Raw genomic sequence first — 24,672 nt, forward strand, 5'->3', positions numbered from 1 at the left:
GCGAACCGCCCGATCGAGAAGGCCTCGATCGGCGTGGCCGTGCGCCCGGTGGCGATCAATTCGGCCATCACCTCGCCGACGCCCGGGCTGATGGCAAACCCTTCGCCATTGAAGCCGAATGCGTAGTGCAAGCCTGGCGTCTTCGCGCTGGGCCCCATCACCGGCTGCCAGTCGCTGGTGTAGCCTTCGACGCCGCTCCAGACGCGGATCAGCTGCACGTTGGCAAACGCGGGCACGAAGCGGCGCAGCTCGCGCAACTGGCGCAGCGTGTTGTCGGGCTTGACGCTGGCGCGCACCGTTTCGGCCGAGGCCGGGCCCTTGAGGCCGCCGCCGAAGACGATGTTGCCGCGGCGGATCTGGCGGAAGTACAGGCCTTCGTGTTCGATCGGCGTGGACACACCGATCGACGGGCCGATGGCATAGGGCAGCGGCTCGGTGACGCCCATCTGCGGGCCGCGCGCGTCCAGCGGCACGGCCTCGCCGAACTGCGTCGCGAGGCGGTTCGACCAGGCGCCGCAGGCCACCAGCAACTGCGGTGCGCGCCAGCGCCGGCCGTCGGCGGTGTGCGCGACGAAATCGGCGCCATCGGATTCGACCTGCAGCACTTCGGCGTGCTCGACGACTTCGGCGCCGGCGCGTTGCGCGGCGCGTGCGAAGGCCGGGCCGGCCAGTCGCGGATTGGCATGGCCATCGTGGGGCGACAAGGAGCCGGCGACCACGCCGGGCGCGAAGATGCCCCAGCGCTTGTGCAACTGTTCTGCGCTGAAGAGTTCCAGGTCCAGCCCCAGCGGGCGCACATCATGTGCATGCTGTTCCAGCTTGGCCGCCTGGGCCTCGGTGTAGCAGGCGCGCAAGTGGCCGTAGGGCACGAACTCCAGGTCTTCTCCTAACAATTCGTTGACGCGGCCCCAGACGGCGCGTGCGCGGTTGGCCAGCGGCATCTGCACCAGCTCACGGCCCTGGCGGCGCACGTTGCCGAAATTGGTGCCGCTGGCCTGGCGGCCGACCAGTTCACGCTCCAGCAGTGTGACCGACAGGCCGTGCTCGCGGCGCAGGAAGAACGCGGTGCAGCTGCCCATCAGCCCGCCGCCGAGCACGAGCACGTCGCTGCGCTGGATGTCGTTCATGGCGCAGCCTCGCCGGTGTTCATCAACAAGGGCTTGACCGGCGCCTGTGTGCGCAAGCGGCCGATGACTTCAATCGGCACGCCGGCGCAGGCCGCGACGATCTCGGCGCCGGCGAGGCCACAGAAGCGGCCCTGGCAGCGGCCCATGCCGACGCGGCTGAAAGCCTTGGCGCGGTTCAGCTCACGGCTGCCGAGCTCGTTGACGCAGCGGCGCAGTTCACCGGCGCTGACGTTTTCGCAGCGGCAGACCACCGCTTCGTCGGGCAGCGCCGCGGCCTGGGCATGCGGCCACGGAAAGGCCAAGGCCAGGCCGACGCGGAAACGGTCCAGCGTCGCCAGGCGCTGCCGCAGCGCCGTGCCTTCCACCGCCAGCCGCTCGGCGCCTTCGGCATGGCCGACATCGGCCATCGCCGCCAGCGCGGCCAGCCGGCCCGCGGCTTCGGCCCCATCGGCGCCGAGGATGCGTACGCCGTCACCGGCGAGATAAACCCGCGGCACGCTGCTGCGGCCGTGCTCGTCGATGCGTGGCAGCCATTGGCGGCTGATCGGCTCGAAGTCAAAGGCGCAGCCGGCCAGGTCGGCCAGCTGCGACTCGGCGCGCAGGTGCCAGCCCAGGCCGACGGCGTCGCCTTCGAAGCGCTGTTCGACGCCGCGTGCGTCGCGCACCCGCACGGCCTGGACGCCGGACTCGTCGCTGCCGTCGATGCCCAGCGGCGTCACACCCTGCAGCAGCGGGATGCCGGCGCGGCGCAGGCTGCGCTGCATCGTCAGGCCACGCCAGGCCAGCATCGGTCGCGCCAGCAGGCCCCGCAGCGCGGGCCAGGGCTTGGTGGCCGGCGCGGTGTCCAGCACCGCTTCGACCCGCGCGCCGGCCTGAAGGTATTGCGAAGCCACCAGGTACAGCAGCGGCCCGCTGCCGAGAAAGATCACGCGCCGGCCGATCGCGCAGGCCTGGGCCTTCAGCGCGATCTGCGCCGCGCCCAGGCTGTAGCAGCCGGCGCGCTGCCAGCCGGGCACCGGCATCAGCCGATCAGTGGCGCCGGCGCAGACGATCAGTGCGTCGAAGGGCAGCGTCTGCGCGTTGCTGTCTTGCACGGTATGCAGCTCGCCGGCCGTCACATTCCAGGCCAGCGTATTCGGCCGGTAGTCGATCTGCGGGCGCAGCGCATCGAAGTCGTGGTGCAGCGCCTCGGCCTTGGCCGCTTCGCTGCCGTAGAGCTTGGCGGCGGGGCGGGTGAAGCCGACGGGCTGGCGGCGGTAGATCTGGCCGCCGTCGCGTGCACCTTCATCGACCACCACGGGCCGCAGCCCCGCTTGCACGACGGCCTGCGCCGCGCGCACGCCGGCCGGCCCGGCGCCGACGATCACGATGCGGGTTATCACCGCTTGGCCTCGAGGCTGTCGCGCAAGTCCGGGGTCGTCGGCCAGTGGCTTGCCGGTGGCCGCGTCAGCACCGCCATGCCGGCCGTCACCGGTGTCGAGCAGGCACGCAGGCGCTGGCCGTCTTCGCGCCAGACCCAGCAGTCCTGGCAGGCACCCATCAGGCAGAAGCCGGCGCGCGGGCCGTCGCCGAACTCGCTGTCGCGCACACGCCGGCCGTGCAGCATCAGCGCGACGAGCAGCGTGTCGCCTTCGAGCGCGGTGGCGGGTTCTCCATCGATGCGCAGCGTGAGGTGCGGTCGTTGGTCTTCGGCCAGGCGCACGAAGCGTGATGCGGCGGAAGGCTCCGGCATGGGTCTCAACGTTGTTCCGGAAACAGCCGCTCGATCGGGCAATGGGTCTTGATGAACGGCGACTTGATGACGATGTAGCTGAAGTATTTTTCGATGCCGATGTTGCGCTCCAGCAGGGCTTCGATGACCTGCTGGTAGTGGTTGACGCCGCGCGTCAGGAAGCGCAGCAGGTAGTCGTAGCCGCCGCTGACGAGGTGGCATTCGAGAATCTCGTCGACCTCGCGGATGGCGGTCTCGAAGCGGATGAAGTCTTCGCGGTGGTGGTCCGACAGCGTGACCTCGGTGAACACGGTCAGCGTGTCGCCCAGCTTCTCCAGCCGCAGGTGCGCACCGTAGCCGGAGATGTAGCCGGCCTGCTCCAGGCGCTTGACGCGGATCAGGCAGGGGCTGGGCGACAGGCCCACCGCGTCGGCCAGGTCCACATTGGTCATGCGGCCGTTCTTCTGCAATTGCGCCAGGATGCGCAGGTCGAGGCGGTCGAACTTGAAGGCTTCGGGCATGACGGTGGGAGGCAGTGGCGGGAAGCCTCGATTTTGCGGCGTGAGTGCGGCGTCGGGTGGGCGACCTCAGGCCGCGAGCGCGGCCCGCACATCGGGCGCGGCCAGCACCTCGTCCAGCGTCTTGGCCAGGCGCTCGAACAGCGTATCGAGTTCGGCCTCGGTGATGGTCAGCGCCGGTGCAAAGCCGAGGATGTGATCGCCGAAGCTGCGGAAGATCAGGCCGTTGCGGTAGCCGGCGGCAAAGATGCGGTCGGCCAGGCCCAGCGAGGCATCGAAGCCGCGGCGCGAGGCTTTGTGGCTGACCAACTCCAGCGCGCCCAGCAGGCCGCGGTGGCGTGCTTCCCCCACCAGCGGGTGCTCGCACAGTGCGTCCAGCCCGGCGGCAAAGCGCGCCGCGACGCGTTGGCCGTTGGCCAGCACGCCACCTTCTTCGTACAGGCGCAGCACTTCCAGCGCCACCGCCGCGCCCACCGGGTGCGCCGAGTAGGTGGCCCCATGGCCGATGGCCGCGCCGGCCGGTGCGCCGTCGGCAATGCCGGCATAGACCTTCTCGGACAGCATCGTCGCGCCCATCGGCACATAACCCGACGTCAAGCCCTTGGCCAGGGTCATCAGGTCGGGTTCAACGCCTTCGGCATCGCAGGCGAACATCGGCCCGGTGCGGCCGAAGCCGGTGATGACCTCGTCGGCGACGAACAGGATGTCGAGTTCACGCGCCGCATCGGCCATCGCCTTCAGCCAGCCCTGGGGCGGCACGACCACGCCGCCCGAGCCCTGGATCGGCTCGCAGAAAAAGGCGGCCACGTTGTTGGCGCCGAACTCGGCGACCTTGGCGCGCAGCGCGGCCACCGACGCGGCGATCAGCGCCTGCGCATCACCGCCTTGCGCATGGCGGTAGGGGTAGGGCGACTCGATGTAGTGCTGCGTGGCCAGCGGCAGGTCGAAGCCGCGGTGGAAGACCGGCAGCGCCGTCAGCCCGGCCCCCGTGGACGAGGAGCCGTGGTAGCCGCGCTGCAGCGAGATGAAGTGCTTCTTCGAAGGCCGGCCGGTGTTGTTGTAGTACTGCACGATGAAGCGCACCGCGGCGTCCACCGCTTCGGAGCCGCCCAGCGTCAGGTAGGCGCGGGTCAGCGAGGCCGGCGTGATCTGCACCAGCTTGTCGGCCAGCCGGATCGCCGGCGCGCTGGCGAAATGGAAGTAGCCGGTGGCGTAGGGCAGCTCGCGCATCTGCGCCGCGGCGGCCTGCACCACGCTCTCCTGGCCATAACCGACGTTCACGCACCACAGGCCGGCGAAGGCATCGAGCAGCTCGTTCCCCAGGTCGTCCTTCAGCCAGACGCCCTGGCCCGAGCTCAGCACCGTGGGGCCGCGCTGCTCGTGCAGGCGCCAGGGCGCCACCGGATGCACGAGGTGGGCACGGTCCATCGCCACCAGGGCGTCGTGGTCGGGAAGGGCGGTGGTCATGGCGTGGTCGTGGCTGATGTTCGGTGGCTCATAGCTTAGGCCGGCGGCCCCCGCGCGTGGTGCTGCATTGGGGGGCGCGCACGGCGTCATGCTGCGCAGTGCGGTCCCGGTTCGGCAGATCGTGCCGTGCTTCCCAGGTCAGTAGCCGCGCATGCGGTCGACCAGCCCGATCAAGGGTTCACCGGCCTCGAAGCGGCGCAGGTTGTCCAGCACCACCTCGGCCGCGCTGTGCGGCTGCGTCATGCTGGCGATGTGCGGCGTGATCTGCACACGCGGGTGCAACCACAGTGCATGCCCGGGCGGCAGCGGCTCGGGGTCGGTGACATCGAGCATCGCTTCGCTCAGTTGGCCGCTGTCCAAGGCTGTTAGCAGGTCAGCGATCACCAGTTGCGCGCCGCGGCCCACCTGCACCAGCGCGGCGCCGCGCGGCAGGTGCTGGAACAGCGTGGCATCGAGCAGGCCGCGGGTGGCCTCGGTCAGCGGCAGCAGGCAGACCAGGATCTCGCTGCGGGCCAGGAATGCGCTCAGTTCGTCGGCGCCGGCAAAGCAGCTCACGCCCGGGACGGTGTGGCGCGATCGGCTCCAGCCGGCGCAGTCGAAACCCAGGCCGTGCAGCGCCTGCAGCACCGCTTGCCCCAGCGAGCCCAGGCCGAGCACGCCGACGCGCCGTTCACCCGCCGTGCGCACCGGCAAGGGCCGCCACAGCCCTTCAGCCTGCTGGCGCCGGTAGGCCGGCCGGTCGCGGTGCAGCTCGAGCACGGCATGCGTGACGTACTCGACCATGCCGCGGATGATGCCGGGCTCGACCATGCGCACGATCGGCAACTCGGGCGGCAGCGCCGCGAAGTTGAACTGGTCGACGCCAGCGCCCGACGAGAACAGCAGCTTCAGGTTCGGGAAGCGTGTGGCGATGTCCGGCGGCGGCTCCCAGGCCGCGAGGTAATGCACGTCGGCGGGGTCGCCGATGTCGGGCCATATCCGAAAGTCCAGCGCCGCTGCCTGGCGCTGGAAGACCTCGGCCCACTGCCGGCCACGCACCGGATCGGATTTGTAGAGGAAGCTTGGCATCGCTGCGCTCAGCCCAAGGCTTGTGTCGTCACCGCGAACAGCCGTGGCGCGCCGGGCACCGGGGCCGGCGCATCGCCGCGTTGCATCGTCACCGGCGCATCGACGCGTGCCAGGCCCAGCGATGTGACCCAGTCGCCGAGGCCGCTGCCAGCATCGATGTCGATGCGCGTGAAGCGCCCGGCATTCAACCCCGACAGATGCGCGATGAGCGCCTGCGCGCCGGTGGCATCGGGCGCGATCACCGGACCGATGACATGGCCGCGGCCGAAGCGCCGCAGCAGGCCGAAGCCGCGCGCCGTGCCGCCCTGGTCCAGCACCACGCTGGCCTCGGCGCCGTCGACCAGCTCGGCGATCAGCGCGTCGCGGGGCATGCCGCGCGCCACGCGGTCCAGCGCCTGCAGCGCCGGCAGGTCACCCTGGGCGGCAGGGCGCAGCCGCCAGCCGGCGTCCAGCGCCACCAGCGGCGAGGGCAGCGCCTGGCCCTGGTGCTGTTGCAGGTCGCCGATGCGCTGGAAGCCCAGGCGTTCATACAGCCCGCGGCCTTCGGGCGTGGCATGCAGCAGCAGGCAGTGGCTGTCCAGGCCGTCGAGCACCGCGCTCATCAGCCGGTGACCGATGCGCTGTCCCTGGTGCGCGGGGTCGACGATGACCAGGCCGATCGTCGCGTGGGCGGGCCCCCAGTGCCAGCGCAGCGCCGTGCCGATGACGCTGCCCTCCTGTTCGGCGACAAAGCCTTCGGCATGGCGCAAGGCCTGTTCCCAATCGGCGAAGCGGTGGGGCCAGTGCAGCTGGCTGCTCAGCGCATGCGCTGAGGGCAGGTCGGCGGTGGTCATCGGCCGCAGCATCACGCCATCGGCGGCCGGGGAATCGGCATTCGGTGCACCCATCGGCGGGTCTCCACAGGCAAACAAGCCCTCATCTTGGGTGGACTCGGCGCGCCGCGCCAGCACGAATGCGCTGTTCGGGCCAATTCGGCAGCATCGGCTGCGCGGCCCGGCTGCTTTGGCATTCGCTGCGGTTTAGGGCATACCCGGACACAGGCTGGTGCACCATGCACACCTCCCGGGCAGACCGCATGGCATGCCGAACGGGCCCCCTCAAACAACAGCTTCGGTGCCGCGAAGCGGGCAATACCCCACAACGTCATGGCCCCCCCGTGCTGCAATGACAGCGTGTTGACGACAGGCCCCACCATGAGCATCCGACCCAAGTACATCAGCTTCGATTGCTACGGCACGCTGACCCGTTTTCGCATGGGCGACATGGCCCGCGAGATGTTCGCCGACCGCATCCCGGCCGAGCGCATGGAACAGTTCATCGCCGACTTCTCGGCCTACCGTTTCGACGAGGTGCTGGGCGACTGGCAGCCCTACGAAGTGGTGCTGAAGAACGCCGTGCGGCGCCTGTGCAAGCGCTGGAAGATCCAGTACCTGGACTTCGAGGCGCAGCAGTACTACGACGCGGTGCCCAGCTGGGGGCCGCATGCCGATGTGCCGGCCGGCCTGGCCAAGGTGGCCAAGGAGATCCCGCTGGTGATCCTGTCCAATGCCTCGGACAACCAGATCCAGAAGAACGTGGCGCAACTCGGCGCGCCCTTCCACCGCGTCTACACCGCGCAGCAGGCGCAGGCCTACAAGCCGCGGCTGCAGGCCTTCGAGTACATGATCGACTCGCTGGGCTGCAACCCGGAAGACCTGTTGCATGTCTCGTCCAGCCTGCGCTACGACCTGATGTCGGCGGATGACCTGGGCATCGTCAACAAGGTCTTCGTCAACCGCGGCCACGGCCCCGGCAATGCCGCCTACCGCTATGTCGAGATCGCCGACATCGGCGGCCTGCCCGGCGTGGTCGGACTCTGAGCAGCGCATGAAGCTCGACGCCTACTGGACCGACTCGGCGCCTGCCTGGCGGCCGGTGGCGCGCGAGCTGCCGGCGCAGGTGGACGTGGCGATCGTCGGCGGCGGCTTCACCGGGCTGTCGGCCGCGCTGGCGATGGCCCGGCGCGGTGCTTCGGTGGTGGTGCTGGAGGCCGGCGAACGTGTGGCCGCCGAGGCCTCGGGGCGCAACGGCGGCCATGTCAACAACGGCCTGGCGGTCGACTATGCCGAGGTCGCCGCGAAGGTCGGCCGTGAACGCGCCGCGGCCTGGTACCGCGCCTACGACGACGCAGTAGATACCGTGGCCGGCCTGGTGCGCGACGAGGCGATCGATTGCGATTTCCTGCGCACCGGCAAGCTGAAGCTGGCGACGCGGCCAGCCGGGCTGGATGCACTGCGGCGCAGCGCCGAGCGCCTGCAGGCCGATGGTGTCGACACCGACACCGAGATCCTCGACGCCGCCCAGGTGCGCGCCGAAGTGCAGAGCGAGCGTTTCCACGGCGGCCTACTGTACAAACGCAGCGGCCAGATGCACATGGGCAAATTCGCCGTGGGCCTGGCCGCGGCGGCCGAACGCAGCGGCGCGTTGATCCACACCGGCACCTGCGTACAGCGCCTCGAACGCCTGGCCGGCGCACAGGCGCACCGCGTGCACACCACGCGGGGCCCTGTCACGGCTCAGCAGGTGCTGCTGGCCACCGGCGCCACGCGCCACGGCGGCTACGGCAGCTTCGGCTGGCTGCGGCGGCGCATCGTGCCGATCGGCAGTTTCATCGTCGTCACCGAACCCTTGGGTGCGCAGCGAGCCCAGGCGCTGCTGGCCGGCCGGCGCACCTATGTCACGGTGGCCAACATCCACCATTACTTCCGCCTCACGGTCGATCATCGCCTGGTCTTCGGCGGCCGCGCGCGCTTCGCGATCTCCAGCCCGCAGTCCGACGCCGCCAGCGGCGAGATCCTGCGCACCGGCCTGGCGGAGATCTTTCCGCAGCTGGGCCCCGTGCGCCTGGACTACTGCTGGGGCGGCCTGGTCGACATGACGCAAGACCGCCTGCCGCATGCCGGCGAGCGCGATGGCCTGTTCTACGCCATGGGCTACAGCGGCCATGGCACGCAGATGTCGGTGCACATGGGGCAGCGCATGGCCGCGGTGCTGGCCGGCGATGCCGATGCCAACCCCTGGCGCGGCCGTGAGTGGCCCGCCATCCCTGGCCACTTCGGCCCGCCCTGGTTCCTGCCCGCGGTAGGGCTTTATTACCGTTTCAAAGACCGACTCGCCGCCTGATCCTTTCCCGCGCCGCCGTAGCGCATCGTCAACCCGCCACAAGAGCACCCTTGGAGCCCGCACCATGAACGACCGCCAGCCACTCGAGAACCTTGTCGGACCGCAGGAGAGCCAGCGCCTGCTGCGCGAACTGCAACGCGGCGCCACGCGGCGCGACATCCTGTCGCTGCTGATGGCCGGGGGCATGCAGGCCACGCTGGCCGGCGGCCTGGCGACCGCTGCGCTGTCGGCCCATGCGCAGACGCCGCGCAAGGGCGGCAAGATCCGCGTCGCCGGCGCCACCGCGGCGGCCACCGATACGCTGGACCCGTCCAAACAATCGAACCAGACCGACTACTCGCGCGGCCTGATGGTCTACAACGGCCTGACCTCGCTCGACGGCAGCCTGACACCGCAGCCCGCGCTGGCCGAGCGCTTCGAGACCAAGGACGCCAAGACCTGGGTCTTCACGCTGCGCAAGGGTGTCACGTTCCACGACGGCAAGCCGCTGACCCCCGCCGACGTGGTGTTCTCGGTGATGCGCCACAAGGACCCCGCCACGGCCTCCAAGGCCAAGGTGCTGGCCGACCAGATCGAATCGGTCAAGGCCAGCGGCCCGAACGAGGTGACGATGGTGCTGTCCTCGCCCAACGCCGACCTGCCGGTGATCCTGGGCACCTTCCACTTCCACATCGTCAAGGAAGGCACGACGGATTTCAGCGCCGGCATCGGCACGGGCCCCTACAAGATGAAGGAATTCAAGCCCGGCGTGCGCTCGATTGCCGTGCGCAATGAGGGTTATTGGAAGACCGGTCGGCCCTACCTGGACGAGATCGAATTCGTCGGCATCGGCGACGAAAGCGCGCGCGTCAATGCGCTGCTGTCCGGCGGCATGGAGCTGGTCGGCTCGATCAACCCGCGTTCGGTGGCGCGCGTCAAGGGCACGCCGGGCTACAGCATCTTCGAGACGCAATCCGGCCAGTACTCCGACCTGGTGATGCGCAAGGACCAGGGCCCCGGCATGAACGACGACTTCGTGCTGGCGATGAAGTACATGTTCGACCGCGAGCAGTTGAAGAAGACCGTGGCGCTGGACCATGCGGTGGTGGCCAACGACCAGCCGATCGACCCGACCAACCGCTTCTACTTCGCCGGCCTGCCGCAGCGGACCTTCGACCTGGACAAGGCCAAGTTCCACCTGCAGAAGTCCGGCATCACCGGCAAGGTGCCGGTGGTGGCCTCGCCGGCCGCGCTGTACTCGGTGGAGATCGCGCTGGTGCTGCAGCAGACGGCGCAGAAGATCGGCCTGGACCTGGACATCAAGCGCATGCCGGCCGATGGCTACTGGTCCAACCACTGGCTCAACAGCCCGGTCGGTTTCGGCAACGTCAACCCGCGGCCGAGTGCCGACACGATCCTGACGCAGTTCTTCAAGTCCGACGCGGCCTGGAACGAATCACGCTGGAAGAACCCGAAGTTCGACCCGCTGCTGATCGCCGCACGCGCCGAGACCGACCTCGCCAAGCGCAAGCAGATGTATGCCGACATGCAGACGATGATCCACACCGAAGCCGGCATCGGCATCCCGTTGTTCCTGGCCAGCATCGACGGGCACTCCAGCAAGCTCAAGGGCTTGTCGCCGATTCCGCTGGGCGGCCTGATGGGCTACGCCTTCGCGGAACATGTCTGGCTGGACGCCTGACACTGCGCCATGAATGCCTTGATCCTCAAGCTGCTGGCCCAGCGCATCGCGCTGGCGCTGCTGTCGCTGCTGGCGGTGTCGGTGGTCGTGTTCGCGATCACGGCCGTGCTGCCCGGCGATGCAGCGCAGGAGCAGCTGGGTCAGGACGCCACGCCCGAGGCCCTGGCCGCGCTGCGCAAGCAAATGGGGCTGGACGTACCGGCGCCGCAGCGTTATGCAAGCTGGTTGGGCGGCCTGCTGCGCGGTGACATGGGCCAGTCGTCCACCACGCAGATGCCGGTGAGCCAGCTGGTCGCCAGCCGGCTGCCGAACTCGCTGCTGCTGGCCGCGATCACCGCGCTGTTCTCGGTGCCGATCGCGCTGTCCGCCGGCATCGCGGCGGCGGTCTGGCGCGGCTCCTGGTTCGACCGCGCGGCCTCCACCGCCGCGGTGGCGGTGGTCTCGGTGCCGGAGTTCCTGGTCGCCACGCTGGCGGTGCTGGTGTTCGCGGTGCAGCTGCGCTGGCTGCCGGCGCTGTCCTATGTCAGCGACATCGATTCGATCGGCCAGTTGCTGCGTGCCTTCGCGATGCCGGTGCTGACGCTGTGCTGCGTGATCGTCGCGCAGATGATGCGCATGACCCGCGCCGCGGTGATCGACCAGCTGGAAGCGCCTTACATCGAAATGGTGCGGCTGAAGGGCGCCTCGCCGGTGCGCATGGTGCTGCTGCATGCCTTGCCGAATGCGGTGGGCCCGATCGCCAACGCGGTGGCGCTGAGCCTGTCCTACCTGCTGGGCGGCGTGATCATCGTCGAGACGATCTTCAACTACCCCGGCATCGCCAAGCTGATGGTCGACGGCGTCTCGCAACGCGACATGCCGCTGGTGCAGGGCTGCGCGATGCTGTTCTGCGCGGCCTACCTGATGCTGGTGACGACGGCCGACGTCTGCGGCATCGTCGCCAATCCGCGGCTGCGGCACCGCTGAAGGAGAGTTGCGATGAAAGCGCTGTTGTCACGTCTGGCGCAGTTCGGTCCCTCGGGGCTGATCGGGCTGGCCGTCGTGCTGTTCTGGGTCGTGGCTGCGCTGGCCGGGCCGCTGCTGCTGTCGCGCACCGGCGCTGACGGCGGCGGCGCGGTGTTCGGGCCGGCGAGCGCCGCGCATTGGCTGGGCACCGATTACCTCGGCCGCGACATGCTGGCGCGGGTGATCGAAGGCACGCGCTACACCGTGGGCGTGGCCTTCATGGCGACGCTGCTGGCCAGCGGCACCGGCACCACGCTGGCGCTGCTGGCAGCGGCCAGCGGGCGCTGGACCGATGGCGCGCTCAGTCGCGGGCTGGATACGCTGACCGCCATTCCCAGCAAGATGTTCGCGCTGCTGATGGTGGCCGGCTTCGGCTCGTCGGTGCCGATGCTGATCGGTACTGCGGCCATCATCTACGTGCCGGGCGCCTACCGCATCGCCCGGTCGCTGGCTGTCAACATCAACGCACTGGACTATGTGACGGTGGCCCGCACGCGCGGCGAGGGCACGCTGTATGTGATGCTGCGCGAGATCCTGCCGAACATTGCCGGGCCGATGCTGGCCGACCTGGGCCTGCGCTTCGTCTACGTCGTGCTGCTGCTGGCCTCCCTGAGTTTCCTGGGCCTGGGCGTGCAGCCGCCGTCCGCCGACTGGGGCTCGCTGGTGCGCGAGAACATCGGGGCACTGGCCGAAGGCGGCGCCTCGGTGATCGCGCCAGCACTGGCGATTGCCAGCCTGACGATTGCCGTGAACCTGGTCATCGACAACTTGCCCGGAAAGTCGGCGCGCGAACGGGGAGTGCACTGATGGGCAGCGCGGTCATCGTCGAAGGCCTGAGCGTCAGCGCGGGCGACACGGTGCTGGTCGACCAGCTCAACTTCAGCATCAAGCCCGGCGAAGTGCTGGCGCTGATCGGTGAATCGGGCTCGGGCAAGACCACCACCGCGCTGGCGCTGATGGGTTACGCGCGCCACGGCTGCCGCATCAGCGGCGGCAGCGTGCGCATCGGTGAACTCGATGTGCTGGCGCTCGATGCGCGCCAGTTGCGCGCGCTGCGCGGCCGCACGGTCGCCTACATCGCGCAGAGCGCCGCGGCCTCGTTCAACCCCTCGCGCACGCTGCTCGACCAGGTGGTGGAGCCCGCCGTGCTGCACGGCACGCTGCAACGTGCCGAGGCCGAGCTGAAGGCGATTGCGCTGTTCCGCGAGCTGGCGCTGCCGGAGCCGGAAACGATCGGCAGCCGCTACCCGCATCAAGTGTCGGGCGGACAACTGCAGCGCCTGATGGCCGCGATGGCGCTGATCACCGAACCCGAGGTGGTGATCCTCGATGAGCCGACCACGGCGCTGGACGTGACCACGCAGATCGAGGTGTTGCGCGCCTTCAAGCGTGTGGTGCGCGAGCGGCAGGTCACGGCCGTCTATGTCAGCCACGACCTGGCGGTCGTCGCGCAGATGGCCGACCACATCCTGGTGCTGCGCGGCGGCTGCATGCAGGAGATGGCCAGTACCGACCGCATCCTGGCCAAGCCCGGGCATGCTTACACCCGCAGCCTGCTGGCCGCCGCGCAGCCGGCCGAACGCACCTCCGGCGTGCCGGCACAGGGGGCAGAGCTATTGCTCGATGTGCGCGGCCTCAGCGCCGGCTACGGGCCGGGCAAAAACATCCTCGAAGACATCACGCTGCAGCTGCGGCGCGGCGAGGCCATCGGCGTGATCGGCGAATCGGGTTCGGGCAAGACCACGCTGGCCCGTGTGATCGCCGGCCTGCTGCCGCCGAACCAGGGCACGATGCTGTTCAACGGCCGCGAGCTCCAGCCCGGCCTGGCGCAGCGCACGAAGGACGAGCTGCGCCGCATCCAGATCGTGTTCCAGATGGCCGACACGGCGCTGAACCCGTCGCATTCGATCGCGCGCATCCTCGCCCGGCCGCTGCAGTTCTACAAGGGCCTGCGCGGCGAAGCGCTGCAGCGGCGCATCCACGAGTTGCTGGATCTGGTGCAACTGCCGCGCACGCTGGCCGATCGCCTGCCGGGCGGGCTGTCGGGCGGCCAGAAGCAGCGCGTGAACCTGGCGCGGGCCCTGGCCGCCGAGCCCGACCTGATCCTCTGCGACGAGGTGACCTCGGCATTGGACACGGTGGTCGGTGCCGCGGTGCTGGACCTGATTGCCCAGCTGCGCCGCGAACTCGGCGTGTCCTACCTGTTCATCAGCCACGACCTGCACACCGTGCGCGCGGTGTGCGACCAGATCGTCGTGATGCAGCATGGCCGCAAGCTGACCCAGGTGGCGCGTGCCGACTATGCGCGCCGGCCGCAGCACCCCTACTACGAGTTGCTGGCAGCCTCGGTGCCCGAGTTGCGCCGCGGCTGGCTGGACGAAAGAGACACCGTTCTCATGGCGCCGTAGTGTGAGAAGAGCGGTGAGAGGGGCGCCGTTCTCACGGCGCCGCAGTGGTTTGCACGCCGCCCCGGTGGCCTGAACACGACACGGTCGCAACGCCCAGCGGCCTGACCAGGAGATCCCCGACATGACCCCCACCTTCCGCATTGCCGCCATCCCCGGTGATGGCATCGGCCAGGAAGTCCTGCCCGAGGGCCTGCGCGTGGTGCAGGCCGCCGCGCTGCGTTTCGGCTTCGAACTCGAGGTCCGGCCCATCGAATGGGCCAGTTGCGACTACTACGCGGCCCACGGCCAGATGATGCCGGACGACTGGAAGGCCCAGCTCAGCGGTGTCGACGCCCTGTACTTCGGCGCGGTCGGCTGGCCGGCGACCGTGCCCGACCATGTCTCGCTGTGGGGCTCGCTGCTGAAGTTCCGGCGTGAATTCGACCAGTACGTGAACCTGCGCCCGGTGCGCTTGTTCGAAGGCGTGCCGTGTCCCTTGGCTGGACGAAAACCCGGCGACATCGACTACCTGGTGGTGCGCGAAAACACCGAAGGCGAATACACCGCGCTCGGCGGCGTGATGTACGAAGGCACCGATCGAGAGGTGGTGCTGCAGGCCTCGATGTTCTCGCGCCTTGGTACCGACCGCGTGCTGCGCTATGCCTTCGACGCCGCGCAGGCGCGGGCCCGCAAGCACCTGACGGTGGCCACCAAGAGCAACGGCATCGCGATCAGCATGCCCTGGTGGGACAGCCGCGCCGATGCACTGGCCGGCGAGTATCCCGACGTGACGATGGACAAGCAGCACATCGACATCCTCAGCGCGCGCTTCGTGCTGCAGCCCAACCGCTTCGATGTCGTCGTTGCCAGCAACCTGTTCGGCGACATTCTGTCGGACCTGGGGCCGGCCACCACCGGCACGATCGGCCTGGCGCCATCGGCCAACCTGAACCCGGAGCGCCAGTTCCCGTCGCTGTTCGAACCGGTGCACGGTTCGGCGCCGGACATCTTCGGCCAGAACATCGCCAACCCGATCGCGATGATCTGGTCCGGTGCGCTGATGCTGGACTTCCTGACGCAAGGCCAGGGCGCCGGCCGCGCCGCGCACGACGCCATCGTGTTGGCCATCGAGACCGTGCTGCGCGAAGGTCCGCGCACGCGTGACCTCGGCGGCCAGGCTTCGACCACCGAGGTCGGCCAGGCCATCGCGGCGCTGGTCGCCGCGGCTTGACTATCACCGGCGCTGGTCGCCGCCGCTTGAGGACACTGCCATGCCTTTGACCCTGCAACGTGACGATTTGATGCCCGGCCGCAACTACATCGGCCGCTGGTGCGAGGCCCTCGAGGGCCGCCGCCTGGATGTCAGCGACCCCGCCAGCGACACTGTCTTCGCCAGCGTGCCCGACAGTGGCGCGGCCGATGCGCGCGCCGCCGTCGATGCCGCCCATGCGGCGTTCCCGGCCTGGCGCGCGGTACCGGCCAAGCAGCGCGCGCAGATCCTCAAGCGCTGGAACGACCTGATGCTCACGCACCAGGAAGACCTGGGCCGGCTGATCTCGCGCGAGCAGGGCAAGCCGCTGGCCGAAGGGCGTGGCGAGGTCGCGTACGCGGCGAGTTATGTCGAGTGGTTCGCCGAAGAAGCCACGCGCGCCAATGGCGACCTGATCCCGGCGCCGGTGCCGGGGCGGCGCATGTGGGCGCAGAAGGAGCCGGTGGGTGTGGTCGCGGCGATCACGCCGTGGAATTTTCCGGCGGCGATGATCGCGCGCAAGATCGCGCCGGCACTGGCCGCCGGCTGCACGGTGGTCTGCAAGCCGGCCGAGGACACGCCCTTGACCTCGCTGGCGCTGGTGCGGCTGGCCGAGCAGGCCGGCGTGCCACCGGGCGTGCTGAACATCGTCACCGCCTCGCGCGAGCGCACGCCCGAGGTGGTGGACGTCTGGCTGGACGATGCGCGTGTGCGCAAGATCAGCTTCACCGGCTCGACGCCGGTGGGCCAGCACCTGGCGCGGCGCTCGGCCGACACGCTGAAGAAACTTTCGCTCGAACTCGGCGGCAACGCGCCCTTCATCGTCTTCGACGACGCTGACCTCGACGCCGCGGTCGACGGGCTGATGGCGGCCAAGTTCCGCAATGGCGGCCAGACTTGCGTCTGCCCGAACCGGGTGTTCGTGCAGGCGGCGGTGCACGATCGCTTCATCGAGAAACTGGCCGCGCGCGTGGCCGCGCTGAAGGTCGGTCCCGCGAGCGACGCAGCGTCACAGATCGGGCCGATGATCAATGCCCGTGCGGTCGAGAAGATCGCTCGTCATGTGGAAGATGCGGTGGCTCGCGGTGCGCGCATCGTCACCGGTGGCCAGCGTCTTGAAGAGTTAGGAGCGAATTACTTCGCGCCTACCGTGTTGACCGGGGCCGATGCCACGATGGCCTGTTCCTGCGAGGAGACCTTCGGCCCGGTGGTGCCGGTCACGCGCTTCGACACCGAGGCCGAGGTGCTGGCGGCGGCCAACGACACGCCCTATGGCCTGGCGGCGTACTTCTACACGAGCGACCTGCGGCGTGTGCACCGTGTCACCGATGCGCTGGAATGCGGCATCGTCGGTGTCAACGAAGGTGCGCTGGCGGCGGAGGCGGCGCCTTTTGGCGGGGTCAAGGCCTCGGGCTATGGCCGGGAAGGTTCTGTGCATGGGTTGGACGACTACATGCATCTGAAGTATGTGTGCCAGGGGCAGTTGGGGTAGCGGGTCTTGTGGCGGGTCTCAAGCACCCACCCGCATGACCCGCATCGCGTAGTGCCGCGAGCCGTCGGAATAGGGCGGGAAACGATCATGATCGGCCCGCATGCGCGCGCGCACCTGTGAGGCCAGCGCCGCCAGCAATTGCTGCGGCGAATCGAAGGCAATGCGGTTGCGCTGCATGTAGGCCACGCGCCGCCAAGGCATCGCATCGCACCAGTCGACGCGAGTGAACACGTCGACGCCGCGCACGTCCGGATAACTGGTCATGATCGGCGGATGGTGGCCGAGGTAGTGGCGCAGCCAGGCATTGAAGTCCTCGGCCTGCCCAGGGTAGTGCACCAGGTAGTCGCAGCCACTGCCCGTGCCGAAGCCGAGGTCCAGGAAGCATCGGCGCAGCATCGCCTGCTGAGTCACATCGTCCAGCGGCAGGCCGGCCCACAGCGCCGATACCGCCAGGCGCTGCAGCGCGCCGCCCTCGGCCAGCGCGTGCTCTAGCGCCGGCAGTGTCGCGAAGTCCAGTCGCAGCGCCAGAGCCGGCAGCGGTACGTCGCCGTGGTAGGTCTGCACCTCGGCCGGAACGCCGATCTCGGCGCAGGCAAGTTCGGGTGTGTGCGCAATGCACTCGGCCAGCGCCTGGTGCTGGCCGGTGCTCAGGCGCGCGCCGGGGTCGCGGCGGTTGTGGCCGGTGATGAAGTAGCTGAAGGTCACGCGTTGTCTCGGGAGAAGTCCTGCGTTGCAGTGGTGGCCGCATTCGCGCCGCCGCTGCGGTCGAGTTCGACGATGAGCTCGGTCTCGGTCATCAACGCCGCGCCGCGGGCGACATCGTGCACGCGCTCGAACAGCGGCGCTACCTGCCCGCTGTCGGGCGAGCGCACGGTGTACAGCACCGCCGCCCTGTGCTGCACCACGTTCGGCGTACTGCCGCCGGTGTCGGTAATCGCATGCTGGATGCGTGCACCGGCCGGCAGGTGCTCACGCAGGAAGTTGACGCCGACGATCATCAGCTCGACCGCGTCCAGCGCGCTGCGGCCCAGCTGCGGCGAGGCGGCCGCATGGGCGGCGCGGCCGGTGAAGCGGAAGCAGGCCTCGATGACGCCGGGCGACGCCTGGTCAGCACACGACGGCAGGTCAGCGCACGGCGCAGGCTGTTGGCCAGGTCCTTTGGCCGTCATCGTTCGCTCCTTTGCGCGGCGGCTTCCGCCGTCGCGCGGCGCGGCTTCAGCGGCGGCGCGATGTCCTGCGGGATCGGGCAGACATAGGCCTCCTGCGCCGCGCCGGCCTCGAGTTCGGCCCGCGCCCGGCGCAGCAGCGCCGGATCGTCGAACAGCGCACCGGCACCGAGGGCCAGGATCCGGGCGGCATGCACCATGCCCTTGTGCGCGAAGGTGGACTTGCCCTGCGCCACCATGCTCCAGGAATGGAAGGGCGTGCCGACGACGAAGCAGGGCGCCATGAAGCGCGCCGTCGGCGTGACCCAGCTGACATCGCCGACGTCGGTGGAAGCCGGCAGCAGCGCCGGCATGCGTTCGCGCGGCAGCAGCGCCGAATGCAGATTGTCGGCAATGCCCTCGGCGCCGAAGATCGCCAGGCTGGGGCCGATGTCTTCCGGCCGCAGGCTGCCGCGCGTGACCGCGGCCAGCGCCCGGTCGACGGCATCGAAGGGCACCGGCCCCAGCGCAGCCATCCTGGCGTAGAGCAAGTCGGACAGCACGCCGTTCGGGCGCATGTTGGACATCGCCTTGTCGACGCGGGCCAGCACGTGCGTGCCGCTCATCAGCGCGGCGCCCTCGGCGATCTTGTGCAGGCGCTGGTACAGCGCGCGCACCTCGCCGAGGCGGGCGGCGCGGATCTGGTAGACCACTTCGCTGCTGGCCTGCACGACATCCGGCGCGTTGCCGCCGGCGTCGATGACGGCGTAGTGCAGCCGCGCGTCGCTGGCGATGTGCTCGCGCAGGTAGTTGGCGCCGACGTTCATCAGCATCACCGCGTCTCGCGCGCTGCCGCCGGGCTGCGGCGTGGCGGTGGTGTCTTCGGCGGAGCCCGCGGCGCGGACTGTGAAGCGAAAGCGCGCGTGCAGCGTGGCCAGGCTGCTCATCGCATCCAGCGCCAGGATGCTGGCCGGGTGCCAGGTCAGCGCGGCGTCGAGTTCATCGAAGGCGCCGGCGCGCACCAGGAAGGTCTTGCCGGCGCCGCCTTCTTCGGCCGGGCAGCCGTGGTAGCGCACGCGACCGGCGCGGCCGGTCTCGGCCAGCCAGCGCTGCAGCGCCAGCGCCGCCAGCACCGTGGCGCCACCGAGCAGGTGGTGGCCGCAGCCGTGGCCGGCAGCGCCGACACAGGCGGCGCGGGCCTGCCAGACGCCGGCTTGCTGGCTCAGCTGGGGCAAGGCATCGTATTCGCCGAGCAGGCCGATCACCGGCCCACCGCTGCCGGCCTCGGCGACGAAGGCCGTCGGCAGGCCGCCGATGTCACGTGTTATCACAAAGCCGTGCTGCCGCAGCAGATCGATCTGCCGCTCGACCGATGCGTATTCGTCGTAGGCGGTTTCGGCCAGGTCGAACAGGCGGTCGCTCAGGCGCAGGCACTCGTCCTCCAGCGCCTGCGTGTGCGCGATCAGGCGGTGGTCGCGCTCATTGAGACTCATGCACGAACCGCCTCGGCTTGCGCTTGCGCCGCAGCGGCGTCACGCGCCGGCGGCGGCAGCACATCCGCCGGGATCGGGCAACGGTAAGGCGCACCGCCGCGCTTGCCGGCCAGTTCGCGCGCTGCCTCCTGCAGCACATCGGGCCGGCGGACCAGGGCCACGCCGGTGGCGGCCAGGCACTTGGCGGCGAGCAGCATGCCCTTGTGGGCCAGCGAGGCCTTGCCCTGCGACACCATCTGCCAGGAGTGGAAGCCGGTGCCCCAGGCGAAGCAGGCGGTCAGGCACTGCGTGGTCGGTGCGGCCCAGCTGACGTCGCCCATGTCGGTGGAGCCGGTCACCGGCCGCGATGCGGTGGCGCTGTAGGGCAGCACACCGGTGACGATGGGCTGAGGGTCGCGCAGCGCGGCGGCGAAGTGCTTGCTGCTGTTGGACAGATCGTCTGGTGCCAGCGTGGCCTGGATCTGCGCCGCAAACGCACGCTCCTCGTCGCTGACATCCAGCGCGCCGATGGCCTCCATCTGCTCGGCCATCACGCGGTCCAGCGCATCGTTGTGCAGCACGTTGGAGACGGCCTTGTCGAACACCATCTCGACGCTGGTGCCGGTCATCATGGCAGCGCCGCGGGCCACCTGCTCGACCCGCTCGAACAGCGCCAGCGCCTCGTCGATGCGATTCGCGCGCACCGTGTACAGCAGCTCGGCGTAGGCCGGGATCACGTTGGTCGACGGGCCGCCCGAATCGATGTAGGCGAAGTGCACACGCGCCTGCTCGGGCATGTGCTCGCGCAGGTAGTTGACGCCGATGTTCATCAACTCGGCCGCATCCAGCGCGCTGCGGCCCAGGTGCGGCGCCAGCGCCGCGTGGGCCGACTTGCCGCGGAAGCGGAAGTAGGCCTGCACGTTGGCCAGCGTGGCGTTCATGAACACCGAGTTGGCCACCGAAGGGTGCCAGGACAGCGCAGCGTCCAGGTCGTCGAACAGGCCGGCGCGGGCCATGAAGGTCTTGCCGGCGGCGGCCTCCTCGGCGGGGCAGCCGTAGAAGCGCACGGTGCCCGGCAGGCGGTGCTTCTGCAGGTAGTCCCGTGCCACCACGGCGGCCAGGTGCGCCGCGGTGCCCAGCAGGTGGTGGCCGCAGCCATGGCCCTGGTTCAGCGTGCGCTCGGGGTCGGGCCGGCATTCCAGCGCGCCGCTGGCCTGGTTCAGGCCGGCCAGCGCGTCGTATTCGCCGAGGAAGCCGATCACCGGGCCGCCGCTGCCGGCCTCGGCGACAAAGGCGGTGGGCATGCCGGCCACACCGCGGGTGAGCTTGAAGCCTTCGGCTTCCAGTGCCGTGGCATGCAGTTCGGCCGACTGGAATTCGCGGTAGCGCATCTCGGCATAACTCCAGATGCGATCGGCCATGGCGATGTAGGGCCGGCGCCGTTCTTCGACGACGGCGGCGATCTCGGCGCTGATGTCGCTTGTCATTTCTGCGTGTCCAGCTGCGTGGTTTCGATGAACTTCTTGTAGCGCAGGTGCTCGTCGCGCATCAGCTTGGGCAGGTCCTCGTTGTCGGCGGCCGGCAGGCCGCCGAGATCGGTGAGGCTCTGGCGCAGCCGGCCGTCCTGCAAGGCCTCCTTCAAGGCCGCCCTGAGCCTGGCGATGATCGGCTCGGGCACTGTCTTGGGCGCCATCAGCGCGAACCAGCCGCTGAGGTTGTAGCCCTTGAGTTCGGGAAACTCGGCCAGTGCCGGCACGTTCGGGTACAGCGGTGAGCGCGTCGCGCTGGTCACGGCGATCGGCACGACCACGCCCGACTCGATGAACGACTTCGCCGGCGCCGTGCCCATGAAGCCGAACTCGACCGTGCCGCCCGCCAGGTCGTTGCCCAGGCCGGAAGCCCCGCGGTAGGCTACATGGGTCAGCTGCGTGCCGGTGCGCTCGCGCAGGATCTCGCCGGCGACATGGAACATCGAGCCGACGCCCGAGGTGGCGTAGTTGTATTTGCCCGGGTGTTTGCGCAGCAGCTGGATGAACTGCTCGGTGGTCTTCACGCCGACCTGGCGTGAGGCCAGCAGCACGCCGCCCTGGTGGCTGACCAGGCCGATCGGCACCAGGTCTCTCTGGCCGTCATAGGGTTGCTTGGGATTCGCCAAGCCGGTGGCGATCAGCTCGCCGTTGGCGCCCAGCAGCAAGGTGTAGCCATCGGGGCGCGCGATGACGACCTTCTGGGCGCCCAGCGCGCCGCCGGCGCCGGCGACGTTGTCGACGACCACCTTGGTCTTCAGCACGCGGCCCAGCACCTCGGCGAAGGGGCGCGCAACGCTGTCGGTGGTGCCGCCGGCGGTGTAGCCGACGATCAAGGTGATGGGCCGGGCCGGGTACTCCTCGGCGGCGGCCGCCAGGGTGGCGCCGAGGCCGGCGATCAGGGCCAGCAGACGTCGCGGGCCACGCAGTCGGAAAGATTCCATGGTCGAACTCTCAGGGTTGAAGACGGTTCAGAAGCGGTGGTACATGCCCAGCGCCAGCAGCGGCAGCTTGTCGCCAGGCTGAGCCAGCGAGGTCGGGCCCAGCGTCGCGATGGCGTTGCGGCGGTTGTCCACGTAGCCGGCCCGTGTGTAGAGCGCCGTGCGCTTGGACAGGTGGTGGTCGTAGCCCAGCCCGAGCGCGAAGCTGTTGAGGTCGGAGCGGCCCTCGACGGCCCGGTAGACCGGCGAGATGCGGAAGGTCCCGGTGCCGTAGGGAATGGTGAAGCCGAGCGCATGGGTCTGCGACTTCAGGTAATTGGCCCGCTTGGGCACCAGGGCGTTGACGATGTACGAGGCCGTCAGGCCATTGAACTTGTATTGCGCCCCCACACCCCACCATTCGTTCCTGAACGAACTCACTGTTGACGTGGGGTCGGTGTTGTTGGCCATGTACTGGGCCTGCAGCTGCAGCGGCCCGCTGGCGTAGTGCACTTCGGCGCCATAGGCGCTGGCTTGCCGATACCCCGGGTTGCTGTTGTTGCGGAAAGCGTAGAGCACCGAAGCGCCCAGCGCAAAGCGGTCCGGCGTGAGGTAGGAGACCGCGCGGCTGATGCGCGAATCGCCGACCGAGGTGCCTGCGCCCTGGTCCTTGCCGATCGACGACAGCGACGCATAGGGCGAGAAACCGCTGACGCCGGAGAAGGTGTCGAAGGCCGGGCTGATCTGCGCCGGGTATTGGCGCCCCAGCCTGACTTCGCCGATGTCGCGCGAGCGCAGCCAGACGTTCGACTGCCGGCTGAAGTAGACCGGTTCGCCTTGCGCCGAGGTGCTGCCGACGACCCCGGTGTCGCTCTTGAAGATGGCCTCCAGGTGGAAGCCGGTGGACAGGCCGCCGCCGAGGTCTTCGCTGCCGATGAAGCCCCAGCGCGAGGTGGCGCCCATGCCCGATTCCAGCGTGTGCACGGTACGGCCGCCCTTGCGGGTGGCCAGCGCGGCGGCGTCGACCACGCCATAGACCGTGACATGGGACTGCGCCAGCGCGCCGTCCACCAGGGTCAGGGTCAGGAGGGCGCAGGTGCCAACGCGGGCGAGTTGAGGTGTCATGGGCGGCAGGGGTGACGAAGCGGGTGGCGTGGGGCGGTTGTGGCGGCGGTTGTCGATGAGCCGGGATCCATGCTAGGTTTCGTTACCCGTGCACGGCAGTCCCCGCAACGGTGGTGCTGTTGAGCGCCGGTTGCCGGGGGTGCGGCGGTACACGCTGCCGGGCATGCAACTTGCGGCCAGCCGTTCGAATGAAGGTCCACCAACTCAAAGCACTCGTTGCCATTGGCGACCACGGCAGTATTCGCGCCGCGTCGCGCGCCGCGGGGCTGTCGCCGGCGGCGGTGACCAAGGCGGTGCGCGAGCTCGAGGACGACTTGAAGACCCTGCTCATCACGCGCGAGGCCAAGGGCGTGACCTTCACCGAAGCCGGGCGTGCGCTGCTGGTGCACGCCAGGCTGGTGGTGGGACAGCTAGCGCGTGCGCAGGAAGAGATGGACGTGCTGGTCGGCCGCCAGCAGGCGCCGCTGCGCATCGGCATCGGCGCGTGGATCGCGCTGACCTGCCTCGGCGACGTGGTGACGCTGTTTCAGCAGCGTTTGCCTGCCGTGCGGCTGGAGTTCTTCGAGGGCATCCTGACGGTGTCGATCCCGAAGCTGCGTGATGGCACGCTGGACTTCTGCATCGGCCGCTCATGCCCGGCCTCCATGCAGGACGACTTCGCCCACGTGCCGCTGTTTCGCACCAGTTCGGCCGTGATCGCGCGTGAAGGCCATCCGCTGGCCGGCAGCCGCTCGCTGGCCGAGCTCAAGCATGCGCAATGGCTGCTGAACTGGACGCCCGCCGACGACCCGGCCCAGCGCGATGACGTGTTCAGCCGCTACCTGCGCGAGTACGCGCCGACCATCCACGTCGCGCATTCGTTTGTCATCGCGATGAGCCTGATCCGCCACACCGACATGCTGGGGCTGATGGCCTGGCCCTTGGTCGAAGCGGTGGCGGCCCGCGAACGCCTGTGCGTGCTGCCGCTGGCCGAGACCTTGAACGAAGCGACCGCCAGCCTGATCACCCGCCGCGGCGACCCGCTGAGCGCGGCTGCGCAGTGCTTCATCGACTGCTTCAACACGGTGGTCTACCGCGCGCTCAGCTCAGCTGATCCGGCGCGCCGCCGGCTGTTCCATTCGATCGACGGCCTGGCGATGGATGACCGGGCCATGGAGGCCTTGGAGCGCGCGCGATGAGCCCGAACCCCGCCTCATGTCAAGCGTTAGGCCGCATTCAATGCCCTTGCGCGACCCGGGAACGCCTTCAGCAACTTCTTATCCATTGTGAATAGGGTGACGTCAAGCCTCTCAGCAAGTGCCACGAATTCGCAGTCATATGCGGAGCAATCGCTCGCGCGAACCAAGTCGAGGACGCTTCGGGACTCAACTTCGAACTCTGCACCCGCAAGCAACCCTTCAGCCTCGAACTGCATTGCAACCGCTTGCTCGAACGTCAGATTCCCACGCCTGAGGTATCCAGCCAGTATGTTCCGGAACTCGCTGCGCCACAGCAATGGCGCGGCCCAGTCAGGGTCCGATTCGAAGAGGGCCTCTGCCGCCGCAGTGTGTTCGCCCGGCAGGTACAGGTAAGCCACAACATTCGAATCAACAACGATCACTTGCGTCCCTCACGCTT

The 24,672-nt window shown here is 69.2% G+C and carries 23 protein-coding genes; 9 read left to right on the forward strand and 14 right to left on the reverse strand.

The features are described from left to right. The 7 genes from VLK61_RS08790 to VLK61_RS08820 form a co-directional block, all read right to left on the reverse strand. A partial coding sequence (locus VLK61_RS08790; RefSeq protein WP_325420241.1) for an NAD(P)/FAD-dependent oxidoreductase occupies positions 1 to 1,127 on the reverse strand: 1,127 nt, incomplete at its 3' end. Continuing rightward, complete coding sequence (locus VLK61_RS08795) at positions 1,124 to 2,509, reverse strand: NAD(P)/FAD-dependent oxidoreductase (RefSeq protein ID WP_325420243.1); 1,386 nt, start codon at positions 2,507 to 2,509, stop codon at positions 1,124 to 1,126. The genes VLK61_RS08795 and VLK61_RS08790, both read right to left, overlap by 4 nt. Continuing rightward, on the reverse strand, positions 2,506 to 2,859 hold the full coding sequence (locus VLK61_RS08800) for a (2Fe-2S)-binding protein (protein WP_325420245.1): 354 nt from the start codon (positions 2,857 to 2,859) through the stop codon (positions 2,506 to 2,508). Before VLK61_RS08800 ends, VLK61_RS08795 begins: the two co-directional genes overlap by 4 nt. A gap of 5 nt (positions 2,860 to 2,864) precedes the next feature. Continuing rightward, complete coding sequence (locus VLK61_RS08805) at positions 2,865 to 3,359, reverse strand: Lrp/AsnC family transcriptional regulator (protein WP_325420247.1); 495 nt, start codon at positions 3,357 to 3,359, stop codon at positions 2,865 to 2,867. A gap of 66 nt (positions 3,360 to 3,425) precedes the next feature. Next, positions 3,426 to 4,823, reverse strand: coding sequence for an aspartate aminotransferase family protein (locus VLK61_RS08810; protein WP_325420249.1), 1,398 nt, complete (start codon positions 4,821 to 4,823; stop codon positions 3,426 to 3,428). 138 nt (positions 4,824 to 4,961) lie between these two features. Further along, positions 4,962 to 5,891 carry a 2-hydroxyacid dehydrogenase gene (locus VLK61_RS08815; protein ID WP_325420251.1) on the reverse strand — a complete coding sequence of 310 codons (930 nt, stop codon included), beginning with the start codon at positions 5,889 to 5,891 and terminating at the stop codon, positions 4,962 to 4,964. Between the two features lie 8 nt (positions 5,892 to 5,899). Then, positions 5,900 to 6,778: a GNAT family N-acetyltransferase gene (locus VLK61_RS08820; protein ID WP_325420253.1), complete on the reverse strand. Its 879-nt coding sequence runs from the start codon at positions 6,776 to 6,778 to the stop codon at positions 5,900 to 5,902. Positions 6,779 to 7,084: 306 nt separating this feature from the next. On the opposite strand from VLK61_RS08820, the gene VLK61_RS08825 reads away from it, so the two are divergent. The 8 genes from VLK61_RS08825 to VLK61_RS08860 all read left to right on the forward strand — a co-directional run bounded on the left by VLK61_RS08825 (position 7,085) and on the right by VLK61_RS08860 (position 16,867). Next, positions 7,085 to 7,750: a haloacid dehalogenase type II gene (locus tag VLK61_RS08825; protein WP_325420255.1), complete on the forward strand. Its 666-nt coding sequence runs from the start codon at positions 7,085 to 7,087 to the stop codon at positions 7,748 to 7,750. A gap of 7 nt (positions 7,751 to 7,757) precedes the next feature. Beyond that, positions 7,758 to 9,053 carry an NAD(P)/FAD-dependent oxidoreductase gene (locus VLK61_RS08830; protein ID WP_325420260.1) on the forward strand — a complete coding sequence of 432 codons (1,296 nt, stop codon included), beginning with the start codon at positions 7,758 to 7,760 and terminating at the stop codon, positions 9,051 to 9,053. Between the two features lie 64 nt (positions 9,054 to 9,117). After that, a complete protein-coding gene (locus VLK61_RS08835; RefSeq protein WP_325420262.1) occupies positions 9,118 to 10,734 on the forward strand; it encodes an ABC transporter substrate-binding protein in 1,617 nt (538 codons plus the stop codon). Between the two features lie 9 nt (positions 10,735 to 10,743). Then, positions 10,744 to 11,700, forward strand: a complete 957-nt coding sequence (locus tag VLK61_RS08840; RefSeq protein ID WP_325420264.1) for an ABC transporter permease — start codon at positions 10,744 to 10,746, stop codon at positions 11,698 to 11,700. Positions 11,701 to 11,712: 12 nt separating this feature from the next. Then, positions 11,713 to 12,546 (forward strand): ABC transporter permease, encoded by an 834-nt coding sequence (locus VLK61_RS08845; RefSeq protein ID WP_325420266.1) that lies wholly within the window; start codon positions 11,713 to 11,715, stop codon positions 12,544 to 12,546. Further along, positions 12,546 to 14,147 (forward strand): ABC transporter ATP-binding protein, encoded by a 1,602-nt coding sequence (locus VLK61_RS08850; RefSeq protein WP_325420268.1) that lies wholly within the window; start codon positions 12,546 to 12,548, stop codon positions 14,145 to 14,147. Before VLK61_RS08845 ends, VLK61_RS08850 begins: the two co-directional genes overlap by 1 nt. A gap of 121 nt (positions 14,148 to 14,268) precedes the next feature. Further along, positions 14,269 to 15,357 (forward strand): tartrate dehydrogenase, encoded by a 1,089-nt coding sequence (locus tag VLK61_RS08855; RefSeq protein ID WP_325420270.1) that lies wholly within the window; start codon positions 14,269 to 14,271, stop codon positions 15,355 to 15,357. Between the two features lie 40 nt (positions 15,358 to 15,397). After that, on the forward strand, positions 15,398 to 16,867 hold the full coding sequence (locus VLK61_RS08860; protein WP_325420272.1) for an NAD-dependent succinate-semialdehyde dehydrogenase: 1,470 nt from the start codon (positions 15,398 to 15,400) through the stop codon (positions 16,865 to 16,867). Positions 16,868 to 16,885: 18 nt separating this feature from the next. On the opposite strand, the gene VLK61_RS08865 is transcribed toward VLK61_RS08860, so the two are convergent. The 6 genes from VLK61_RS08865 to VLK61_RS08890 form a co-directional block, all read right to left on the reverse strand. Then, on the reverse strand, positions 16,886 to 17,572 hold the full coding sequence (locus tag VLK61_RS08865; RefSeq protein WP_325420274.1) for an ethyl tert-butyl ether degradation protein EthD: 687 nt from the start codon (positions 17,570 to 17,572) through the stop codon (positions 16,886 to 16,888). Beyond that, on the reverse strand, positions 17,569 to 18,036 hold the full coding sequence (locus VLK61_RS08870; RefSeq protein WP_414636789.1) for a peptidase dimerization domain-containing protein: 468 nt from the start codon (positions 18,034 to 18,036) through the stop codon (positions 17,569 to 17,571). Before VLK61_RS08870 ends, VLK61_RS08865 begins: the two co-directional genes overlap by 4 nt. Beyond that, positions 18,033 to 19,505: an amidohydrolase gene (locus tag VLK61_RS08875; RefSeq protein ID WP_325420276.1), complete on the reverse strand. Its 1,473-nt coding sequence runs from the start codon at positions 19,503 to 19,505 to the stop codon at positions 18,033 to 18,035. Before VLK61_RS08875 ends, VLK61_RS08870 begins: the two co-directional genes overlap by 4 nt. Further along, positions 19,502 to 20,905 (reverse strand): amidohydrolase, encoded by a 1,404-nt coding sequence (locus VLK61_RS08880; RefSeq protein WP_325420286.1) that lies wholly within the window; start codon positions 20,903 to 20,905, stop codon positions 19,502 to 19,504. The genes VLK61_RS08875 and VLK61_RS08880 overlap by 4 nt, the downstream gene beginning before the upstream one ends. 62 nt (positions 20,906 to 20,967) lie before the next feature. Beyond that, the gene (locus tag VLK61_RS08885; RefSeq protein WP_325420278.1) at positions 20,968 to 21,954 is read right to left on the reverse strand and encodes a Bug family tripartite tricarboxylate transporter substrate binding protein; all 987 of its coding nucleotides are present in this window, start codon (positions 21,952 to 21,954) and stop codon (positions 20,968 to 20,970) included. 27 nt (positions 21,955 to 21,981) lie between these two features. Further along, positions 21,982 to 23,055, reverse strand: coding sequence for a porin (locus VLK61_RS08890; RefSeq protein ID WP_325420280.1), 1,074 nt, complete (start codon positions 23,053 to 23,055; stop codon positions 21,982 to 21,984). A 188-nt stretch (positions 23,056 to 23,243) separates the two neighbouring features. On the opposite strand from VLK61_RS08890, the gene VLK61_RS08895 reads away from it, so the two are divergent. Beyond that, positions 23,244 to 24,233 (forward strand): LysR substrate-binding domain-containing protein, encoded by a 990-nt coding sequence (locus VLK61_RS08895; RefSeq protein WP_325420282.1) that lies wholly within the window; start codon positions 23,244 to 23,246, stop codon positions 24,231 to 24,233. A gap of 26 nt (positions 24,234 to 24,259) precedes the next feature. Here the strand turns inward: VLK61_RS08895 and VLK61_RS08900 are convergent, their stop codons facing one another. Continuing rightward, positions 24,260 to 24,655, reverse strand: a complete 396-nt coding sequence (locus VLK61_RS08900; protein WP_325420284.1) for a type II toxin-antitoxin system VapC family toxin — start codon at positions 24,653 to 24,655, stop codon at positions 24,260 to 24,262. Positions 24,656 to 24,672 lie beyond the last annotated feature (17 nt).

This window comes from Aquabacterium sp. (assembly GCF_035476535.1).
Lineage (GTDB): Bacteria > Pseudomonadota > Gammaproteobacteria > Burkholderiales > Burkholderiaceae_C > Pseudaquabacterium.

Coding starts and splice junctions, on each gene's coding strand:
- VLK61_RS08800 (WP_325420245.1), bottom strand. CDS start 2,859: ATGCCGGAGCCTTCCGCCGCATCACGCTTCGTGCGCCTGGCCGAAGAC.
- VLK61_RS08805 (WP_325420247.1), bottom strand. CDS start 3,359: ATGCCCGAAGCCTTCAAGTTCGACCGCCTCGACCTGCGCATCCTGGCG.
- VLK61_RS08810 (WP_325420249.1), bottom strand. CDS start 4,823: ATGACCACCGCCCTTCCCGACCACGACGCCCTGGTGGCGATGGACCGT.
- VLK61_RS08815 (WP_325420251.1), bottom strand. CDS start 5,891: ATGCCAAGCTTCCTCTACAAATCCGATCCGGTGCGTGGCCGGCAGTGG.
- VLK61_RS08820 (WP_325420253.1), bottom strand. CDS start 6,778: ATGGGTGCACCGAATGCCGATTCCCCGGCCGCCGATGGCGTGATGCTG.
- VLK61_RS08825 (WP_325420255.1), top strand. CDS start 7,085: ATGAGCATCCGACCCAAGTACATCAGCTTCGATTGCTACGGCACGCTG.
- VLK61_RS08830 (WP_325420260.1), top strand. CDS start 7,758: ATGAAGCTCGACGCCTACTGGACCGACTCGGCGCCTGCCTGGCGGCCG.
- VLK61_RS08835 (WP_325420262.1), top strand. CDS start 9,118: ATGAACGACCGCCAGCCACTCGAGAACCTTGTCGGACCGCAGGAGAGC.
- VLK61_RS08840 (WP_325420264.1), top strand. CDS start 10,744: ATGAATGCCTTGATCCTCAAGCTGCTGGCCCAGCGCATCGCGCTGGCG.
- VLK61_RS08845 (WP_325420266.1), top strand. CDS start 11,713: ATGAAAGCGCTGTTGTCACGTCTGGCGCAGTTCGGTCCCTCGGGGCTG.
- VLK61_RS08850 (WP_325420268.1), top strand. CDS start 12,546: ATGGGCAGCGCGGTCATCGTCGAAGGCCTGAGCGTCAGCGCGGGCGAC.
- VLK61_RS08855 (WP_325420270.1), top strand. CDS start 14,269: ATGACCCCCACCTTCCGCATTGCCGCCATCCCCGGTGATGGCATCGGC.
- VLK61_RS08860 (WP_325420272.1), top strand. CDS start 15,398: ATGCCTTTGACCCTGCAACGTGACGATTTGATGCCCGGCCGCAACTAC.
- VLK61_RS08870 (WP_414636789.1), bottom strand. CDS start 18,036: ATGACGGCCAAAGGACCTGGCCAACAGCCTGCGCCGTGCGCTGACCTG.
- VLK61_RS08875 (WP_325420276.1), bottom strand. CDS start 19,505: ATGAGTCTCAATGAGCGCGACCACCGCCTGATCGCGCACACGCAGGCG.
- VLK61_RS08880 (WP_325420286.1), bottom strand. CDS start 20,905: ATGGCCGATCGCATCTGGAGTTATGCCGAGATGCGCTACCGCGAATTC.
- VLK61_RS08885 (WP_325420278.1), bottom strand. CDS start 21,954: ATGGAATCTTTCCGACTGCGTGGCCCGCGACGTCTGCTGGCCCTGATC.
- VLK61_RS08890 (WP_325420280.1), bottom strand. CDS start 23,055: ATGACACCTCAACTCGCCCGCGTTGGCACCTGCGCCCTCCTGACCCTG.
- VLK61_RS08895 (WP_325420282.1), top strand. CDS start 23,244: ATGAAGGTCCACCAACTCAAAGCACTCGTTGCCATTGGCGACCACGGC.